This is a genomic window from Weissella viridescens (assembly GCF_003862435.1).
Taxonomy (GTDB): domain Bacteria; phylum Bacillota; class Bacilli; order Lactobacillales; family Lactobacillaceae; genus Weissella; species Weissella viridescens_A.
Map to the genome: position 1 here is coordinate 97779 of NZ_RHGY01000005.1, position 17642 is coordinate 115420.

At 41.9% G+C, this 17642-nt stretch carries 16 protein-coding genes; all 16 read left to right on the plus strand.

Features of this window, described 5'->3' with window-relative positions; genetic code table 11:
* Window positions 1–16: 16 nt before the first annotated feature.
* The 16 genes from gatC (at window position 17) to cls (ending at window position 17617) form a co-directional block, all read left to right on the plus strand.
* Window positions 17–328: an Asp-tRNA(Asn)/Glu-tRNA(Gln) amidotransferase subunit GatC gene (gatC, locus tag D3P96_RS05655; protein WP_124943402.1), complete on the plus strand. Its 312-nt coding sequence runs from the start codon at window positions 17–19 to the stop codon at window positions 326–328.
* Window positions 328–1785 (plus strand): Asp-tRNA(Asn)/Glu-tRNA(Gln) amidotransferase subunit GatA, encoded by a 1458-nt coding sequence (gatA, locus tag D3P96_RS05660; RefSeq protein ID WP_124943403.1) that lies wholly within the window; start codon window positions 328–330, stop codon window positions 1783–1785. Before gatC ends, gatA begins: the two co-directional genes overlap by 1 nt.
* Window positions 1785–3230 carry an Asp-tRNA(Asn)/Glu-tRNA(Gln) amidotransferase subunit GatB gene (gatB, locus tag D3P96_RS05665; RefSeq protein ID WP_124943404.1) on the plus strand — a complete coding sequence of 482 codons (1446 nt, stop codon included), beginning with the start codon at window positions 1785–1787 and terminating at the stop codon, window positions 3228–3230. Before gatA ends, gatB begins: the two co-directional genes overlap by 1 nt.
* A 73-nt stretch (window positions 3231–3303) precedes the next feature.
* A complete protein-coding gene (locus D3P96_RS05670; RefSeq protein WP_124943405.1) occupies window positions 3304–4254 on the plus strand; it encodes a diacylglycerol kinase in 951 nt (316 codons plus the stop codon).
* A 71-nt stretch (window positions 4255–4325) separates the two neighbouring features.
* The gene (locus D3P96_RS05675; RefSeq protein WP_124943406.1) at window positions 4326–5615 is read left to right on the plus strand and encodes a bifunctional folylpolyglutamate synthase/dihydrofolate synthase; all 1290 of its coding nucleotides are present in this window, start codon (window positions 4326–4328) and stop codon (window positions 5613–5615) included.
* Between the two features lies 1 nt (window position 5616).
* Complete coding sequence (locus D3P96_RS05680; RefSeq protein WP_124943407.1) at window positions 5617–6207, plus strand: non-canonical purine NTP pyrophosphatase; 591 nt, start codon at window positions 5617–5619, stop codon at window positions 6205–6207.
* 16 nt (window positions 6208–6223) lie between these two features.
* Window positions 6224–7768, plus strand: coding sequence for a UDP-N-acetylmuramoyl-L-alanyl-D-glutamate--2,6-diaminopimelate ligase (locus D3P96_RS05685; RefSeq protein ID WP_124943408.1), 1545 nt, complete (start codon window positions 6224–6226; stop codon window positions 7766–7768).
* Between the two features lie 82 nt (window positions 7769–7850).
* Window positions 7851–8204: a hypothetical protein gene (locus tag D3P96_RS05690; RefSeq protein WP_124943409.1), complete on the plus strand. Its 354-nt coding sequence runs from the start codon at window positions 7851–7853 to the stop codon at window positions 8202–8204.
* Window positions 8204–9889 carry an arginine--tRNA ligase gene (gene argS / locus D3P96_RS05695; RefSeq protein ID WP_124943410.1) on the plus strand — a complete coding sequence of 562 codons (1686 nt, stop codon included), beginning with the start codon at window positions 8204–8206 and terminating at the stop codon, window positions 9887–9889. The genes D3P96_RS05690 and argS overlap by 1 nt, the downstream gene beginning before the upstream one ends.
* Before the next feature lie 91 nt (window positions 9890–9980).
* On the plus strand, window positions 9981–10457 hold the full coding sequence (argR, locus tag D3P96_RS05700; RefSeq protein ID WP_244919070.1) for an arginine repressor: 477 nt from the start codon (window positions 9981–9983) through the stop codon (window positions 10455–10457).
* A 15-nt stretch (window positions 10458–10472) separates the two neighbouring features.
* Window positions 10473–12557: a PBP1A family penicillin-binding protein gene (locus D3P96_RS05705; RefSeq protein ID WP_244919071.1), complete on the plus strand. Its 2085-nt coding sequence runs from the start codon at window positions 10473–10475 to the stop codon at window positions 12555–12557.
* Between the two features lie 53 nt (window positions 12558–12610).
* Window positions 12611–12952 carry a YlbF family regulator gene (locus D3P96_RS05710; protein ID WP_124943413.1) on the plus strand — a complete coding sequence of 114 codons (342 nt, stop codon included), beginning with the start codon at window positions 12611–12613 and terminating at the stop codon, window positions 12950–12952.
* A 90-nt stretch (window positions 12953–13042) separates the two neighbouring features.
* A complete protein-coding gene (locus D3P96_RS05715; protein WP_124943414.1) occupies window positions 13043–13243 on the plus strand; it encodes a CsbD family protein in 201 nt (66 codons plus the stop codon).
* 179 nt (window positions 13244–13422) lie between these two features.
* A complete protein-coding gene (locus tag D3P96_RS05720; protein WP_124943415.1) occupies window positions 13423–14379 on the plus strand; it encodes a 3'-5' exoribonuclease YhaM family protein in 957 nt (318 codons plus the stop codon).
* A 114-nt stretch (window positions 14380–14493) separates the two neighbouring features.
* Window positions 14494–16035, plus strand: a complete 1542-nt coding sequence (gntK, locus tag D3P96_RS05725; RefSeq protein WP_124943416.1) for a gluconokinase — start codon at window positions 14494–14496, stop codon at window positions 16033–16035.
* A 127-nt stretch (window positions 16036–16162) separates the two neighbouring features.
* Window positions 16163–17617, plus strand: coding sequence for a cardiolipin synthase (gene cls / locus D3P96_RS05730; protein WP_124943417.1), 1455 nt, complete (start codon window positions 16163–16165; stop codon window positions 17615–17617).
* Window positions 17618–17642 lie beyond the last annotated feature (25 nt).

Consider the following 17642-nt stretch of genomic DNA (forward strand, 5'->3'; position numbering starts at 1 on the left):
CGAAGGAGATTGAATAATGGCAGTAGAAAAACTGAATCGCCAAGCCGTGGAAAATGTCGCGGGATTGGCCAAGTTGACTTTGGATGATGCCCAAGCCGACATGATGACAGAACAATTAGATAAGATTTTTGATTTGGTGACGACATTAGCCGAAGTCGATACAACAGGTGTTGAACCGACTTATTCACCAATTGATACGCACACTGTATTGCGTGAAGATGTTGCTGTGAATGCACATCAAACCAAGTCTTTGCTTGCGAATGCCCCTGAGCGCGAAGGGAACTTAATTAAGGTTCCAACAATCATTGATGAAGGAGCTGAGAACTAATGGATTTTCTACACACTGATTTAGAAACGTTACATCAACAACTTGTTGATAAGGAAATAACTGCCACTGAACTGGTTGAAGCCACGTTGGCCAATATTGATGCGACTGATCCAGAGTATGCCGCCTTTTTGACTGTGATGAAGGAAGAAGCACTTGTTGCTGCCAAAGCACAAGACGAAGCTGGCATTGATGCTGATAATGTATTGTCTGGAATTCCTTACGGGATTAAAGACAACATTGTCACCGATGGGGTTAAGACGACTGCCGCATCACGCATGTTGGAAAACTTCGTTCCAATTTACGATGCAACGGTTGTTGAAAAGCTACGCGATGCCGGTGCTATCGGTGTTGGTAAGTTGAACATGGACGAATTTGCGATGGGATCAACCACCGAAACGTCTTACTTCAAGAAAACTAAGAATGCTTGGAACACCGCAAAGGTACCGGGTGGCTCATCTGGTGGATCAGCTGCTGCAGTTGCCTCTGGTCAAATCCCATATGCTTTGGGAACTGATACAGGTGGTTCAGTCCGTCAACCGGCCGCCTTTAATGGGTTAGTGGGGATGAAGCCGACTTATGGTCGTATCTCACGTTGGGGTGTTATCGCCTTTGCCTCATCATTTGACCAAGTGGGTGTATTGTCACGCACGGTTAAGGATAATGCGCACGTTTTGAGCGCCCTTGCTGGTGTTGATTCGAAGGACCAAACGAGTTCTGAACAAGTCGTACCTGATTTTGCGGCTGATTTAACAACCGACCTAACTGGAATGAAGATTGCTGTGCCCAAAGAATACCTTGGTCGCGGTGTTTCAGAAGAAGTTAAAGCGACCATCATGGCTGGCCTAGAGACACTCAAGTCTTTGGGGGCCACGGTGCACGAAGTGTCATTACCACATACTAAGTATGGTGTTGCAGCTTATTACATTCTAGCTTCAGCTGAAGCTTCATCTAATTTGCAACGATTCGACGGTATTCGCTATGGTTTCCGTGCTGAAAATGTGAAGAATTTGGATGATTTGTATGTTCAAACACGTTCTCAAGGGTTCGGAGATGAAGTTAAGCGTCGGATTATGCTAGGAACTTATTCACTTTCTGCTGGTTCATATGATGCCTTCTTTAAGAAAGCGGCGCAAATTCGAACTTTGATGATTAACGATTTCAAGAAGGTTTTTGCCGACTACGATTTGATTGTGGCACCAACCGCACCAAATGTAGCGTATGATTTTGGTGAAAATTCAGATGATCCAGAAATCACTTATATGAATGATGTTTTGACAATTCCAGTGAATATGGCTGGTTTGCCAGGAATGTCAGTCAATGCTGGCTTTGCCAATGATTTACCAGTTGGTATGCAATTTATTGGTGACCAATTCCAAGAAGCAAAGCTATACCAAGCTGGTTATGCTTTTGAGCAAGCAACAAAGTTATATGAAAAGACTCCTGGAGGTGCAAAGTAATGGCTGTACCAAATTTTGAAACAACGATTGGACTTGAAGTCCACGTTGAATTAAAAACGAATTCTAAGGCAATGTCTCCATCCCCAGTTGGGTACGGGGCAGAGCCAAATCAAAACACAAATGTGATTGACTGGGGTTATCCTGGGGTTTTGCCACAAGCAAACCAAGGTGCTTTGGAATACGGTATGATGGCAGCTACTGCGTTGCATGCTGACATCACACGTGATTTGCACTGGGATCGTAAGAATTATTTTTATCCCGATAACCCTAAGGCTTATCAAATTACGCAACAACAAAAGCCAATCGGACAAAAGGGTTGGATTGATGTTGAATTAGAGAATGGCACAAAGCGCATTGGCATTACTGAAATGCACGTTGAAGAAGATGCCGGAAAGAATACCCACGGAACTGATGGCTATTCTTATGTTGATTTGAACCGGCAAGGCACACCACTGATTGAAATCGTGAGTGAGCCTGATATGTCAACGCCTGATGAAGCGTACGCTTATTTGGAAGCATTGCGCCAAGCCATCCAATTCACGGGTATCTCTGACGTTAAGATGCAAGAGGGATCAATGCGTGTTGATGCCAATATTTCAATTCGTCCGGTTGGTTCAAAGGAATATGGGACTAAGGTTGAATTGAAGAATTTGAATTCTTTCAACTACGTTCGTAAAGGACTTGCCTTTGAAGAAGATCGCCAAGCTAAGATTTATCTTGCTGGGGGAACGATTCAACAACAAACACGTCGTTTTGACGAGACCACTGGTGAAACTGTCTTGATGCGCGTGAAGGAAACGGCAGATGATTACCGTTACTTCCCAGAACCAGATTTGTCACCTGTGCACATTTCGGATGAGTGGGTTGCCAAAGTGGCAGATGCATTGCCAGAATCTGCACCAGAACGTCGTAAGCACTACGTTGAAGATTTGGGATTGGAACCATATGATGCAAAGGTGCTAACCCAGACCCTTGAAATGTCTAATTTCTTTGATGCAACGGTTGCAGCTGGGGCCAACCCTAAGCGTGCTGCTAATTACCTCATGGGTGATGTGAATGCCTATTTGAATGAAAAGCAAGTTGACTTGCAAGATACTGCTTTGACGCCTGATCATCTCGCTGAGATGATTAAGTTGATTGATGATGGTACAATTTCAACAAAGATGGCTAAGCGTGTCTTCACAGCCATCACTAAGGGTGAAGATCCTGCTGAATTCGTTGAAGCGAATGGCCTTAAGCAAATGTCTGATCCTGCTGAATTGCAACCAATTATCGATGAAATCTTGGATAACAATGAACAATCAATCATTGATTTCCATAATGGGAAAGACCGTGCAGTTGGCTTCTTAGTTGGTCAAATTATGAAAGCAACCAAGGGGAACGCAAACCCAGGTGTTGTTAACCAACTTTTGATGACATCCTTGCAGGATCGTAAGCCAGAATAAAAAACATGCTGATTGTGCAACTTGCATAATCAGCAATACATAATGTTATATTATGAAAATAAGGAGATGACGCATGAAAAAACGAGCGCGTATTATTTACAACCCAACTTCCGGACGTGAGGCTGTTCGACGGGACTTGGTCGATATTTTAAATATTTATGAATTGGCTGGTTATGAGACTAGTGCGTTTGCGACAACTCCCGAAGAAAATTCAGCAAAGAATGAAGCGCGCCGTGCCGCACTTGATGGTTTTGAATTGATTGTTGCTGCCGGTGGTGATGGAACCGTTAATGAAGTGGTTAACGGAATTGCTGATTTAGATGAGCGACCAGTGATGGCTGTTATCCCAGCTGGGACGACCAACGATTACGCTCGCGCCTTACACATTCCGCGTGACAATCCAATCGAAGCCGCTAAAGTTATCCTACAAAAGAAGGCAGCGCGCATGGATATTGGTCAAGCCAACGACATGTACTTTATGAATATTGCAGCTGGTGGTTCACTGTCAGAATTGACGTATTCAGTGCCTTCTAAGTTAAAGTCAATGTATGGTTATTTAGCTTATGTTGTTAAAGGGGCCGAATTATTGCCACGCATTCGTCCAATGAATTTACGGATTGAGTATGATGATGGCGTTTATGATGGTCCATCTTCACTCTTCTTTTTGGCATTAACAAACTCAGTCGGTGGGTTTGAACAAATTGTGCCCGATGCAAAATTAGATGATGGTAAGTTTACATTGCTTGTTTTGAAGACGAGCAAGTTGAACGAATTGATGGCGATTATGAGTGAAGCCCTCAAGGGTAAGCACGTGAATGATCCAAATGTGCTTTATGTAAAATCAAATGAAGTTAAGATTATTCCAGAGGGTGATGAGCAAAATCCAATTATGATTAATTTGGATGGTGAATATGGTGGGGATGCACCCGTTAACTTTGTGAATCATCATGCGCACATTGCCATGGTGGCCAATGTTGACGCTATGACTGATAATCAATTCACATTGCCAAGTATTGATCTATAACAAGATGCGTCCTTTAGCTAGGACGTTTTTTAATGGCATGAGCTAGTATAAAGTTTATGAAGGGGGCCAGTATGCCAATTGCAGATGTCTATCGACAAATCAATAAAAAAATTAGTGCCCGTCCTGACGTAGATGCCAGTGATCGCACCCGAACGAATATTGTCCGTGAGGTTTTAGGTTGGATTGGTCAACCAGACCGACGCTTAAAAATCATTCATATTGTTGGAACGAACGGAAAAGGTTCGATGGGCATTATGCTCTCGGACATTATCAAACATACCCGTTATAAAGTTGGGCATTTTACATCACCCGTGATTAATGATGATCGTGAAATGATTAGTATCGATGGTAAGGAAATTAATGAGACTGAGTTCATTGCGAGTTACCAAAATATCTTAATTGAAATTCATCGTCACGGTGGGGATGCATCAGTCTTAACCAAGTTTGAATGGTGGGTTTTAATTGCGCTAGAGTATTTTGGTCGTAAACAAGTTGATTATGTGGTCTTGGAAGCGGGACAACATGGTTTGTGTGACCCCACTAATGCCGTTGATAATCCATTAGTGGTTGCTTTTGCTAAAATTGCACCAGATTATTTTGAACAACAAGAGACAAACCTCGTTAAGATTACCGAGACAAAATTAGGGGCGATTAAGCCTGGTGCAACGGTCGTGAGTTATCCTGGACAAGATGCTGCCGTTAATAAGTATTTGCAAGAAACGACCGAAAAAGTGGGGGCAACTTGGTATGATCATAAGCCTAAGATTACGCTGTTGAAATCTGCTCCAGATGGTTTGCTATTGAATGTGAATGATTTAAAAGGACTAAAACTGTCGCTTACTGGGTCATATCAAATTCAAAATTTGTCAACGGTGCTCCAAATCGTTGATGTGTTAAAGCAAAAAGGTGCTTATATCCAAGATGTTGATTTAGTTGAAGCATTGTCACGCGTTAAAATCGAAGGACGCATGGAGTATGATGCAGACCAAAATATTTTATATGATGGGGCCCATAACCCAAGTGGCGTAGCAAGTTTAGTTGATTCACTAAAAGCTTGGCATTTACAAGCTAAACCTTTGATGGTTCTTGGATTCCTAAAGGATAATAACTGGCATGAGATGTTGGATGAGTTATTACCATTTACGGATTCAGTGATTACAGTTACCCCTGATGCACCCAATGCGATGTCGGCGGATGAGCTAGCCGCTAAAATTGTGATGATGAGTAACGTTAATGTCGATGTTGCCGACGATTCGGCTGCTGCGATTTCACTAGCACGACAAGCGCGTGAAAGTACACAGGCGATGATTTTGGTAACGGGTTCATTTTACACACTGAAGGCGATTCATGAAGGAGCTTAATATGCGTCAACCAATTGTCATTGCTTCAAATAATTCACATAAAACAGCTGAAATTGCAGAATTTTTTGCGCTTTTTGATCAACCAGTTGTGAATTATCGCCAATTGCATGCACAAATAACTTTTCCTAAAGAAACAACTGATAACATGGCAGAAAATGTTAAAATGAAAGCTAGCACGATTCACGCCTTATTACCAAATGAAATTGTCTTAGCTGATGATTCTGCCTTATTTATTCCAGCATTACCGGAACATTTTGGGGTAACGACGATGCGTGAATTTAAGGCCCACGCGTTAAAAACGGATGCCGAAATTAATCAATATGTTTTAGATTTGGCTGATACTGTATCTGATCGATCTGGATATTTGCAATCAGATTTTTATGTGATATTTCCAGATGGTCAGACAATGACGACTCAAGCCACAGGTGGGGTGCGGATTGCGCAGGCACCACGGGGTGCCAATGGCCTAGATGCCATTGTTGAAACCGAAACAGGGGCAACCTTGGGCGAGATGTCTGTGACGCAACGCGTTGATTATGCTGCGCGGGGCCGTGCTGTACAAACAATTATGAAAGCTTTAAACAAAGATTAGAGGGAGATCGCTGTACATGGCACTTACTGGAGAACAAGTTACGAATTATTTGGCTGATGAAAGTTTGGTTTTAACGGCACCAGATTTTAAAGGTGACATTCAGCATTTATCTTATAATTCAAATGATGTGACCGCAGGAACATTGTTTTTTATCAAGGGCAATTTTAAGCCTGAATATTTAGCAGATGCCAAAGCAAAGGGTGTGATTGCGGTTGTCGCACCAGCCGATTTTACAGAAACATTGGACTTGCCAACATGGATTGTGGATGATGTTGCGGCTGCGATGAGTATTTTGAGTATGGCCTTTTATGACCGTCCTCAAGATAAGTTGGCATTGATTGGGATTACCGGAACGAAGGGAAAGACTTCAAGTGCCTATATGGCCTATGAAATTTTGCGTGAGGCTACTGATGATAAGGTGGCGTTGTCTTCAACGTTGGCCGTCGTTACTGGGACAGATCCAAAGTTCCATTATCGCGCCCACTTGACGACACCAGAATCACTTGACTTGTTCCGTTGGATGGCAGAGGCTGTTGAAAATGGGATGACCCACATGGTGATGGAAGTGTCATCTCAGGCATACAAAAAAGAACGTGTGTATGGCTTGCGTTATGATGTTGGGATTTTCTTAAACATTAGTCCTGACCACATTGGTGAAAATGAGCACCCAACATTTGAGGATTACCTTGAATGCAAAATGGAATTATTTGATCACTCAGATCAAATTGTTTTGAATGCCGATTCTGACCACTTTGCTCAATTAATTGAACGAGCTGAAATGGCCGTACCAAAGGATGGTCTCTGGTTATATGCACAAGAACATGCCAATGCTGACGAAGATATGGGTGCGGATGTTTCTTATCGGACGGTTAAGGAAGATTTACAAGGGAGCACGTTTGCAGTAAATGCTCATGGACAACAAGGACAAGCGCTTGAACTTGATGGGGAATATGACCTAGATATGCCGGGGGATTTCAATCAAGGTAATGCTACGGCTGCTATGATTGCCACACGCCTAGTTGGAGCTGATCCAGAAGCAATGCGGACTGCTTTGAATGAAGTGAAGGTGCCTGGTCGGATGCAAGAATTAACGAGTGCAGATCACGGTACGATTTATGTTGACTATGCGCATAACTATGCTTCAATCGCAGCTTTGTTGCAGTTTGTTCGCGCCAACGAGCGTGTCGATAAATTGGCCATTGTCGTGAGTGCACCTGGAAATAAGGGTGTTTCACGTCGCCCCGGAATTGGACAAGCCATTAATGAGGGTGCGGATGTCGCTTATTTGACAAGTGATGATCCACAATATGAGAACCCAGCTGATATTAATGCTGAGATTGCAGCAAATATTGATACGGATAAGGTCCAAGTCATAGAAGAATTAGATCGGACTAAGGCAATCACAGAGGCCATTAAAGCATCAGGTCCAAATGACGTTGTGGTTTTGGCTGGAAAAGGGTTGGATGAATACCAAAAAATTGATGGGGTTGATACACCTTATGAAAATGATTGGGCGATTGCCAACCGTGTGGTCAACGAATTGACTCATGAATCAGAGTAGAATTGCCAACCATTGTTTGGTATAATACAAAGATTAATGCAGTGAACATAAGAGTTAAAAATAGAAAAGGGGTACGTAGCACATGGCTAAAGAACCTATTGAAAATACATCAGAATTTGATATCGGTGATTACGTTTCAGGAAAGAAGTTTGCGAACTTCGAACATGATTTTGCAGGAATCGTTGAAAAAATCTACGAACACTCAATCATGATTTTGATTACGGATTTCGATCCAGAAGATACAGCGACCGTTAACGAATATAACCAACGGGCCGTTGTGCGTATGTCAGACGCACAAATTTTAAAGAAGACCGATAACCCAGCACCACGTCCATCTGATGACGAAGATGATGACGAAAAAGAAGAAGAAGAAGCACCAGCTGGTATTTTGGATGATGACGATGAAGAAGAAACTGAAACGGAGGAGGAGAATTAATGGACTATAAAGCACTTGTTGCGCAAGTTCTTGATCCAGCAGTTGACGAATTGAGTCAAGCTGACATCTTAGGTAAAATTGAGATTCCAAAGGATTCAAGTAAGGGAGATTTTGCGTTTCCAACATTTACTTTAGCAAAATCTCGCCATCAAGCGCCAAATCAAATTGCCGCTACCATTGTTGATGCAATTGATCAAAGTCAGTTTGAGACAGTTGAAGCAACTGGCCCATACGTTAATTTCTTCCTAGATAAGGCCCAAGCCGGACAAAACTTCCTGCGTGATGTTTTGTTAAATGAAGACTATGGACACAACACGGACGGTGAAGCGGGGCATGTCACCATTGATATGTCATCACCAAACATTGCTAAGCCAATGTCAATGGGACACTTACGTTCAACGGTTATTGGAAATTCTTTGGCAGAAATTTCGCGTGCCAATGGCTACCAACCTATTAAGATTAACCACCTTGGTGATTGGGGTACCCAATTTGGTAAATTGATTTCTGCTTACAAGCGTTGGGGTTCAGAAGAAGAAGTTAAGGCTGACCCAATCAACACTTTGGTCAAGTATTACGTGAGATTCCACGAAGAGGCTGAAAAAGATCCAGCCTTAAACGACGAAGGTCGTGCTTGGTTCAAGAAGCTTGAAGATGGGGATGAAGAGGCAACGCATCTTTGGAAGTGGTTCCGTGATGAATCATTGAAGGAATTCATGGATATCTATGATGAACTTGATATTGAATTTGACTCATTTAATGGTGAATCATTCTACAACGATAAGATGGATGAAGTTGTGGATATGCTTGAAGATAAAGGGCTCCTAGAAGAATCACAAGGCGCCCAAGTTGTTAATTTGGACGACGAGGATTTGAATGTGGCGATGATTAAGCGGACTGACGGGGCAACCTTGTACATGACGCGTGATTTGGCCGCGGCTATTTTCCGTAAGCGTAACTATAACTTCGTGAAGTCACTTTACGTTGTTGGTGGTGAACAGCGTGAACATTTCCAACAAATGAAGGCTGTCTTAAAGAAGATGGGCTTTGATTGGGCTGATGATATTGAACACGTTTCATTTGGTTTGATTACCGTTGACGGTAAGAAACTATCAACGCGTTCAGGTCGGATTATTTTGTTGAAGGATGTTTTGGATGATTCTGTTGAATTAGCTCAAGAACAAATTGAAGAAAAGAACCCTGACTTACCAAACAAAGAAGAAGTTGCGCACGAAGTGGGAGTTGGCGCGGTTGTCTTCCACGACTTGATGAACGAACGCACAAAGAGTTTTGATTTCAAGCTTGAAGATGTTGTTCGCTTTGAAGGTGATACTGGTCCATATGTGCAATATACAAATGCCCGGGCACAATCAATTTTGCGTAAAGCTGGTAACCCTGAACTGGTCATGGATGACTTAACAATTACTGATGATGCAGTTTGGGAAGTTGAAAAGTTATTGGCGGAATTCCCCAATACGCTAAAGCGTGCATGGCGTGAATACGAACCATCTGTTATCGCCAAGTATGCTTTGAGTTTGGCACGCGCTTTCAATAAGTACTACGCTAACTCAGTCATTTTGAAAGATGATGTAGAGTTAAACGCACGTTTGGCATTGGTTAAGTCCGTGTCACAAGTTTTGACAGAATCACTACGTTTGCTAGGGGTTAAAGCACCTAAGGAAATGTAGCAATGCATTAAAACGGATGCAATGATTTGCTGATATAGAACCGACTTCATTTTACTCAACTGAGTGGAACGGCGTCGGTTTTTTACCAAGAATGAACATTGAGGATGAAAACATGCCAACCAAAAAACAAAGTCGACAACTTAAGATTTTGGATATTATTTCAAAAAATGTGATTGATTCACAAGAGAAGTTGATGGATGCGCTAAAAGCAGCTGGATACAGCGTGACGCAAGCAACCGTGTCGCGTGACATCAATGAGTTGAAGATTGTGCGCCATACAGATGAAAATGGTCTCAATCGTTATCAAGTCTTAGAGCCGTATGCGGCAGATGAATTAAGTCAATTGAAACTAAACGTAACGCAATTAGTGAGTTCTGTTGAACGGGTTGAATTTATGGTGGTGCTCAAGACTGCTGAAGGAAACGGAAATCGTATTGCGGCCTTAATTGATCATGTTAATTTTAAAAATATTGTCGGTACGTTGGCGGGTCATGACACAATTTTTGTGATGACCCATAGTGTCGAAGAAGCGAAGCGAACGGCTGAAACCATTCAAGCTTGGCTTTAAGATATGGAGAGAAAGATGAAGAACTGGTTTAAAAAAGGATTTGCGCGCATTAAGCCAATTTGGCAGCGATATCAGATAACACGCTGGTTGATTGTGCTATTTTTAACGCTGATTTTTGTTATCAGTGCCTTGGGAACGTTTAAAGCAAAGACGACAGATGTCAGCGATCTAAAAACGCGCCTTAAAGATTCGACCATTATTTACGATCATGCCAATAAAAAAGCCGGTTCGATTGCTGGACAAAAGGGGACATACGTGGGATTTAACCAAATTTCACCGAATGTGACCAATGCGATTATTGCAACCGAAGATCGTAATTTTTATAAGGAACCGGGTTTTTCAGTTAAAGGGACGTTACGGGGAGCCTTAACGACCGTTTATTATCGTCTGAAAGGAAGTCACGCTTCGGCAGGTGGATCAACCATTACCCAGCAGTTAGTTAAAAATGCATTCTTGACGCAAGACCAGACGATTAGTCGTAAAATTAAAGAACTATTTTTGTCAGTTCAAGTTGAAAAAGAATACAGTAAAAATGACATTATTACCATGTACATGAATAATGCTTACTTTGGTCGTGGCGCCTGGGGTGTCCAAGATGCAGCCCAAAAATACTTTGGGGTTGATGCTAAGGATCTAAATGTTGAACAAGGTGCGATGTTAGCGGGGATGTTGCAGTCACCAAATGGATATGACCCCATTAGTCAACCGCAAGCAGCCTTGAATCGACGCAATCAAGTGCTCCAAAATTTGGTTAATGATCATAAATTATCTCAAGCTGATGCTGACACAATTGCGAAAACACCAATCGGTGCCAGCAATCATGAGCATGTTGATAATAGTTATCGTTATCCTTCTTACTTTGATGCTGTTATCAATGAAGCCATTGGCAAGTATCATCTTAAGGAAAACAAACTCTTGAATGATGGTTACCGGATTTACACCAGTCTGGACCAAGATGATCAAACGAATTTGCAAAATAATTTTGATGATCCCAGTCTAAATCCTGTTGGTGGCGATTCGCAAGCCGCTTCAATTGTGATGGATGCCAAAAATGGTGGGGTGCGTGCGGTTGTTGGCGGACGTGGTGAACACGTTTTCCGCGGCTTTAATCGAGCTACGCAAATGTATCGTTCACCGGGTTCAACAATTAAGCCAATTGTTGATTATGCACCAGCGTTATCACGTGGTTTTTCAGTTGATTCAAAGTTGAAGAATCAAATCTCGTCGTTTGGCTCGAATGGCTATGAACCACATAATGCGGAAGATGTCCAAACTAAGCCGGTACCAATGTATCAGGCCATTGAAAATTCATATAACATTACTGCGGTATGGTTATTGGATCAGATCGGGACTAAGGTCGGATTTAAGAGTGCTGAGGATGCTGGTTTGCCAGTTGAAAAGTCAGATAACAATCTATCATTAGCAATTGGTGGGATGAAGAAAGGGGTTTCACCACTTCAAATGACACAAGCCTATACAAGTTTTGCGAATGGTGGAAAGATGAGTAATGGTCACTTTATTACCAAAATTGAGGATGCCTCAGGTAAGGTAATCGTCGAGGCTAAACCACAACAAAAGCGTTTGTGGAGTCCTAAGGTGACTAAGGAAATGACGTCAATGATGTTGGGCGTATATACGAATGGAACCGGTGTTTCTGCTAATCCTTATGGCTTTAAGGTTGCCGGCAAGACTGGAACGACAGAAGTGACCGGTAAGGATTCATCAGCAACGAATGCGACTGATTCATGGGCCATCGCGTATACGCCGGATGTCGTGGTCACAACTTGGATGGGCTATGATAAAACGGATGCAGAACATACTTTGCCAATTTATCTTAGTCAAACGGCTGGTCCGTTAATGAAGCAAACGTTGGAGCAAGTGTTGCCAAATACACCGAATACACCATTTGATGTCAAAAGTGTACGTGAACAACAAGCTGATGAGGCTGCCGCAAAAGCAAGGCAAGCTTCCCAAAATCAAAATTCTGATTCAGGAACCAACGATATTACAGGCAAGATTCGCCAAGGGACGCAAGATACGATTGACAACTTCAACCGTGGGGCGAAAAAGGTTTGGTCAGATTTGATTGGAAACTTTTAAAAGCACTGTGGGTATGCCATAATAGAGGCAATCAATGAAAAGAGGAATTTAAGATGGTTAATATTTTTGATAATGTCAATGCAACAGCACGTGACTTGGTAGAAACACCACAATACAAGAACTTGGCTGAAGCCCTTAAGGCTGTTCGTGAAGACGAAAAGACAAACGAAGTATTTACACGTTTCCAATCAGCACAAATTGCAATTAACGATGCCATGCAAGCTGGTGAAGAACCTGACGAAGCTCAAATTGCCGCATGGCAAACTGTTGCACAAGAAATTGAAGAATATGATGCCATTGAAAAGTTGATGGAATCAGAACAAGCTATGAACCAATTGTTGATGGAAATCAACAACACATTAACGAAACCGATTGCTGATTTGTATCAAGCATAATGCAATTGCACTAAAGTTTTGATTAATTTGCCATACAATGGTATAATAATCAAGTAACAAATTAACTTATATCAAGTGGAGGTATTTATTATGTCATTAGAAGATCAAGCTAAGGGTGCTATGGACCAAGCAACTGGTAAGGCTAAGGAAGTTGCTGGTAAGGCTACTGGAGATTCAAAGACTGAAGCCAAGGGTAAGGCTGAAGGTTTGATGGGTAAGGCTAAGCAAGCCTTTGGTGATGCCAAGGATGCTGCCTCAGACGCCGTTGATAGTGTTAAAGATAAGTTCTAATTAAACAAACTGGAAGCAACTCGCTTTCTAACCGTGAACCTGTTCATTTTTTATGAACAGGTTTTTTTGTTGCCAAAAAAAGATTTTGCGCAGTAATGCCTATTTTTCGTGTTTCATACCAGAACATGGTAAAATGACGTAAAACTAACAATCGTTTATGCGCCAAGGGAGGCACCCGTATGCTAAAAGATTATACAAATAATGAACAATTTGAAGCTAACGTGCTATTGAATGATATTGATGTCCGACGCACCCAACAAGGCAAGCCTTATCTAAATCTAATGGTTTCCGATCGTTCAATGGAAATTAGTGCCAAAAAATGGGATGTTTCAGAAGCTGAAACGAAAGAATTTGTGGCCGGGGAAGTCGTACACATTAAGGCTATTCGCCAAACTTACAAAGATCAACCTCAACTACGCGTATTAGAGATGCGTAAAACTGAGCCTGGTGAACCGAATGATCCGGCTGACTTTATGCAGTCAGCACCGGTGAAAAAAGAAGGACTCGAAGAAGAAGTGAGCCAGATTATGTTCCAAATTACCAATGCCACATGGCAGCGGGTCGTGCGGTACTTGTTTAAGAAGTACCATGATGAATTTTTTACTTTTCCAGCTGCTAAATCCAATCATCATGCCTTTAAAGGTGGATTAGCATACCATTCACTTTCAATCGTGCATTTAGCACAAGCTGTGACGGAACAATATGAAAATATTAATGGGAGTCTCTTATATGCGGGAGGACTTTTACATGATTTAGGGAAAGTCATTGAATTAACGGGACCAGTTGCAACGAAATACACAACGGCAGGGAACCTAATTGGCCATATCACATTGATTGATGAGCAAATTGTTCTCGCAGCCCATGAACTCAAACTTGATTTAAATTCAGAAGATATGCTGGTACTCCGCCATACGGTACTGGCACATCATGGTCAACTTGATTACGGTTCACCAGTTCGTCCCCAAATCAAAGAAGCCAATATTTTACATCAGTTAGATGAGTTAGACGCGAATATTCAATCATTTGATCAAGCGTTGTCACAGACTGAACCAGGCGAGTTTTCAAGTCCACAATTTGCGCTTGATCGACGTCGAGTTTATCGACCACTACAAGAGAATCAAACTGAAGACCTTTAATCTAAAAGAAGTTGTTAAAACAGCAATGATAGGGTTTTCAAAACGAATAAATAAGCATAAAATAGAAAAGTAAAGAAAAACAAAAAAACGTTTACATCCGATAGGAGATTGAAAATGGAGTATCTAATTGGGGTTGATTTAGGAACTACGTCAACCAAGGCTGTTTTGTTTGATAAGGCTGGACATGTTATTGCTAGTGCCAACAAAGGCTACAAATTATATCGTGATGAGCCAGATATGGCCGAAGAAGACTTAGAAGAGATTTGGCGTGCTTTTGTTGAAGCCATTCACACAGTTTCTGCTAAAGCAACAGATGGTGAAATCGTTGCGGTTTCATTCAGTTCAGCCATGCACTCATTGATTGCTTTCGATGAAGACTGGACACCATTGACACGTGTCATTACTTGGGCCGATAACCGTGCCGTTAAGTACACTGAAGAATTGCGTTCAACTGGTTTGGGTCAAGAAATTTACTCAAAGACGGGAACGCCTATTCACCCAATGGCACCATTGTCAAAGATTCTTTGGTTAAAGAACGAAAAGCCAGACATCTATAACAATGCAGCACATTACTTGGGAATTAAAGAATACTTGTTCCACTCATTGTTCGGTGTAAACCGTATGGATATCTCAATTGCTTCTGGAACTGGAATGTTTAACATCTTTGACTTGGACTGGGATTCACAAGCCCTTGAAGTGACTGGTGTTCGTAAGGACCAAATGCCTGAAACTGTTGATCCTTACGCCATGGAACGTGGCTTGGATCCACAATTGGCGCAATACCTTGGTCTTGACCCACAAACCCCATTCGTTTATGGTGCCGGAGATGGTCCATTGTCTAACTTGGGTGTTAACGCTGTGCAACCTGGTGTTGCTGCGGTGACGATTGGAACTTCTGGTGCCATTCGTGTCGTAACGGATGCACCAAAGATTGATCCAAAGGGACGTACATTTACGTATGCTTTGGATAAGGATCACTGGGTTGTTGGTGGGCCTGTGAACAGTGGGGGTGACGTTTTGCGTTGGGCCCGCGACAATATGTTCGATGCCGAAAAGTCAACTGCTGACTTGATGGGCATGGACTCATACGATTTGATTACTGAAATTGCGAACCACGTACCGGCTGGTGCCGATGGTTTGCTCTTCCACCCATATCTTGGTGGGGAACGTGCTCCAATCTGGGATGCAAATGCTAAGGGGTCATTCTTTGGTCTCACTTACAAGCACACGCGTGCCCACATGGTACGTGCCGTGATGGAAGGTGTTATCTTTAATATCTACATGGTGTCACTAGCCCTAGAAGAAGTGACTGGAAGCTTGACTTCAATTCAAGCAACTGGTGGGTTCGCCCGTTCACCGTTATGGCGTCAAATGATGGCTGACATCTTTGAACAAGCTGTCACAGTGCCAAAGGCCTTTGAATCAGGTGCATTGGCTGCTACAGTTATGGCACAAAAGGCGCTTGGTATGGTTGATAGCTTGGATGTGATCGGTGGTATGATCGGTGATTCAAACACTTATGAACCAAAGCCTGAAAACTATGCCGTTTATCGTGCGTTGTCACCAATCTTTATTCGTTTGTCACGTCAACTACAAACTGAATATGAAACAATTGCTGATTTCCAACGTAAGTTTGTAAATAGCGACGAAAAGTAAAGTAAAAGCCCTCACAGTATGTGGGGGCTTTTTAATTACGGGAAATATAAATGCATCGTTAATGAATATGCATTTATAAATGGATTATGATAAAATAAGATTAATTTAACCGCGAGAGGAGCTTGATATGTCAAGCAGCATTATTATTAGTATTATTGTAGTTATTTTCGTTGTGAATTTAATTGCAGCAATCATCACGGTTTTCGATGAAAAGCGTGATATTGCGTCAATTTGGGCCTGGTTATTGGTCCTACTTCTTTTCCCAGTCATCGGATTCTTCATCTATGGATTCTTTGGCCGTAAAATCTCACACAGCAAGATTTTTGATTTGCGTACACAAGAGGATTTGGGGATTGATCAAATTGCCGAAAATCAACGTGCCTTATTAGCGAAGACTTCAGATGAAGACCGTGAAAAGTACAGTGAACAAGAACCATTTTTCAACCTATTTTTGAATAGTGACGAAGCGGTTTTGACACAAAAGAATGATGTGCGTTTGTTCAATAATGGCCCTGATAAGTTCAAGGCGTTGTTTGAAGATATCCGTAATGCAACGGACCACATTAACGTTGAATACTTCTCAATCTTTGACGATAAGTTAGGAAATCAATTGATTGATTTATTGACTGAAAAAGCCCATGAAGGAGTTAAGGTTCGCGTACTGTTTGACCAATTCGGTTCACACGGGCGCAATAAGAAACTTTATAAGCGCCTTCGTGCAGCTGGTGGACAAGATATGGCCTTTCTTGAATCACCATGGCCAATCACTTTCCGTGCTAACTTCCGCCTACACCGTAAACTTGTTGTGATTGATGGTAAGGTTGGATACATCGGTGGATTGAACGTGGGAGATGAATATGTTGGGGATTCAAAGAAATTTGGAAACTGGCGTGATACACACACACGTATTGAAGGTGATGCTGTCTTAGCTTTGCAAGGTCGTTTCTTTATGGATTGGAATGCAACCGCTAAGAAGGATAAAAAGCTTCAATTTGCTAAGAACTATTTCCCAAGTGATCCACAAGTTAAGGGAAATACAGCCGTACAAATCGTTACGTCTGGTCCTGATCAAGATACCCAACAAATTAAGCAAGGGTACATGCGTCAAATCGCTTCAGCTCGTGAATCAATTACCATTCAAACCCCTTACTTCATTCCTGATCAAGGTGTTATGGATTTGTTGACCGTTGCAGCCATGTCAGGTGTTAAGGTTCGTTTGATGATTCCATGTATGCCTGATCACCCATTTGTTTACCGTGCCACAGAATACTATGCCAAGGAACTTTTGGATGCTGGTGGTGAAGTTTATACGTATGACAATGGATTTATTCATGCCAAGGTTGTTACGATTGATGGTAAGGTGTCATCAGTTGGTTCAGCTAACATGGACATGCGTTCATTTGGACTGAATTTCGAAGGGAATGCTTTCATGTATGATGAAGATATTGCTAGTCAATTGGAAGCTTTCTTTGAGGAAGATATTAAGGTCTCAACTCGTTTGAACGAACAATACTTTAATGATCAATCAAAGTGGATGAAGTTTAAGCAAAAGTTCTCACGTTTGCTTTCACCAATATTATAATTTTAGAGAAAAGTACGTTATGATT

Bases quoted from the DNA above. Each gene is read 5' to 3' on its own strand.
- D3P96_RS05705 (WP_244919071.1), top strand. From the start codon at position 10,473: ATGAAGAACTGGTTTAAAAAAGGATTTGCGCGCATTAAGCCAATTTGG.
- D3P96_RS05675 (WP_124943406.1), top strand. From the start codon at position 4,326: ATGCCAATTGCAGATGTCTATCGACAAATCAATAAAAAAATTAGTGCC.
- argR (WP_244919070.1), top strand. From the start codon at position 9,981: ATGAACATTGAGGATGAAAACATGCCAACCAAAAAACAAAGTCGACAA.
- D3P96_RS05690 (WP_124943409.1), top strand. From the start codon at position 7,851: ATGGCTAAAGAACCTATTGAAAATACATCAGAATTTGATATCGGTGAT.
- gatC (WP_124943402.1), top strand. From the start codon at position 17: ATGGCAGTAGAAAAACTGAATCGCCAAGCCGTGGAAAATGTCGCGGGA.
- argS (WP_124943410.1), top strand. From the start codon at position 8,204: ATGGACTATAAAGCACTTGTTGCGCAAGTTCTTGATCCAGCAGTTGAC.
- gntK (WP_124943416.1), top strand. From the start codon at position 14,494: ATGGAGTATCTAATTGGGGTTGATTTAGGAACTACGTCAACCAAGGCT.
- D3P96_RS05715 (WP_124943414.1), top strand. From the start codon at position 13,043: ATGTCATTAGAAGATCAAGCTAAGGGTGCTATGGACCAAGCAACTGGT.
- gatA (WP_124943403.1), top strand. From the start codon at position 328: ATGGATTTTCTACACACTGATTTAGAAACGTTACATCAACAACTTGTT.
- cls (WP_124943417.1), top strand. From the start codon at position 16,163: ATGTCAAGCAGCATTATTATTAGTATTATTGTAGTTATTTTCGTTGTG.
- D3P96_RS05710 (WP_124943413.1), top strand. From the start codon at position 12,611: ATGGTTAATATTTTTGATAATGTCAATGCAACAGCACGTGACTTGGTA.
- D3P96_RS05720 (WP_124943415.1), top strand. From the start codon at position 13,423: ATGCTAAAAGATTATACAAATAATGAACAATTTGAAGCTAACGTGCTA.
- D3P96_RS05685 (WP_124943408.1), top strand. From the start codon at position 6,224: ATGGCACTTACTGGAGAACAAGTTACGAATTATTTGGCTGATGAAAGT.
- D3P96_RS05670 (WP_124943405.1), top strand. From the start codon at position 3,304: ATGAAAAAACGAGCGCGTATTATTTACAACCCAACTTCCGGACGTGAG.
- gatB (WP_124943404.1), top strand. From the start codon at position 1,785: ATGGCTGTACCAAATTTTGAAACAACGATTGGACTTGAAGTCCACGTT.
- D3P96_RS05680 (WP_124943407.1), top strand. From the start codon at position 5,617: ATGCGTCAACCAATTGTCATTGCTTCAAATAATTCACATAAAACAGCT.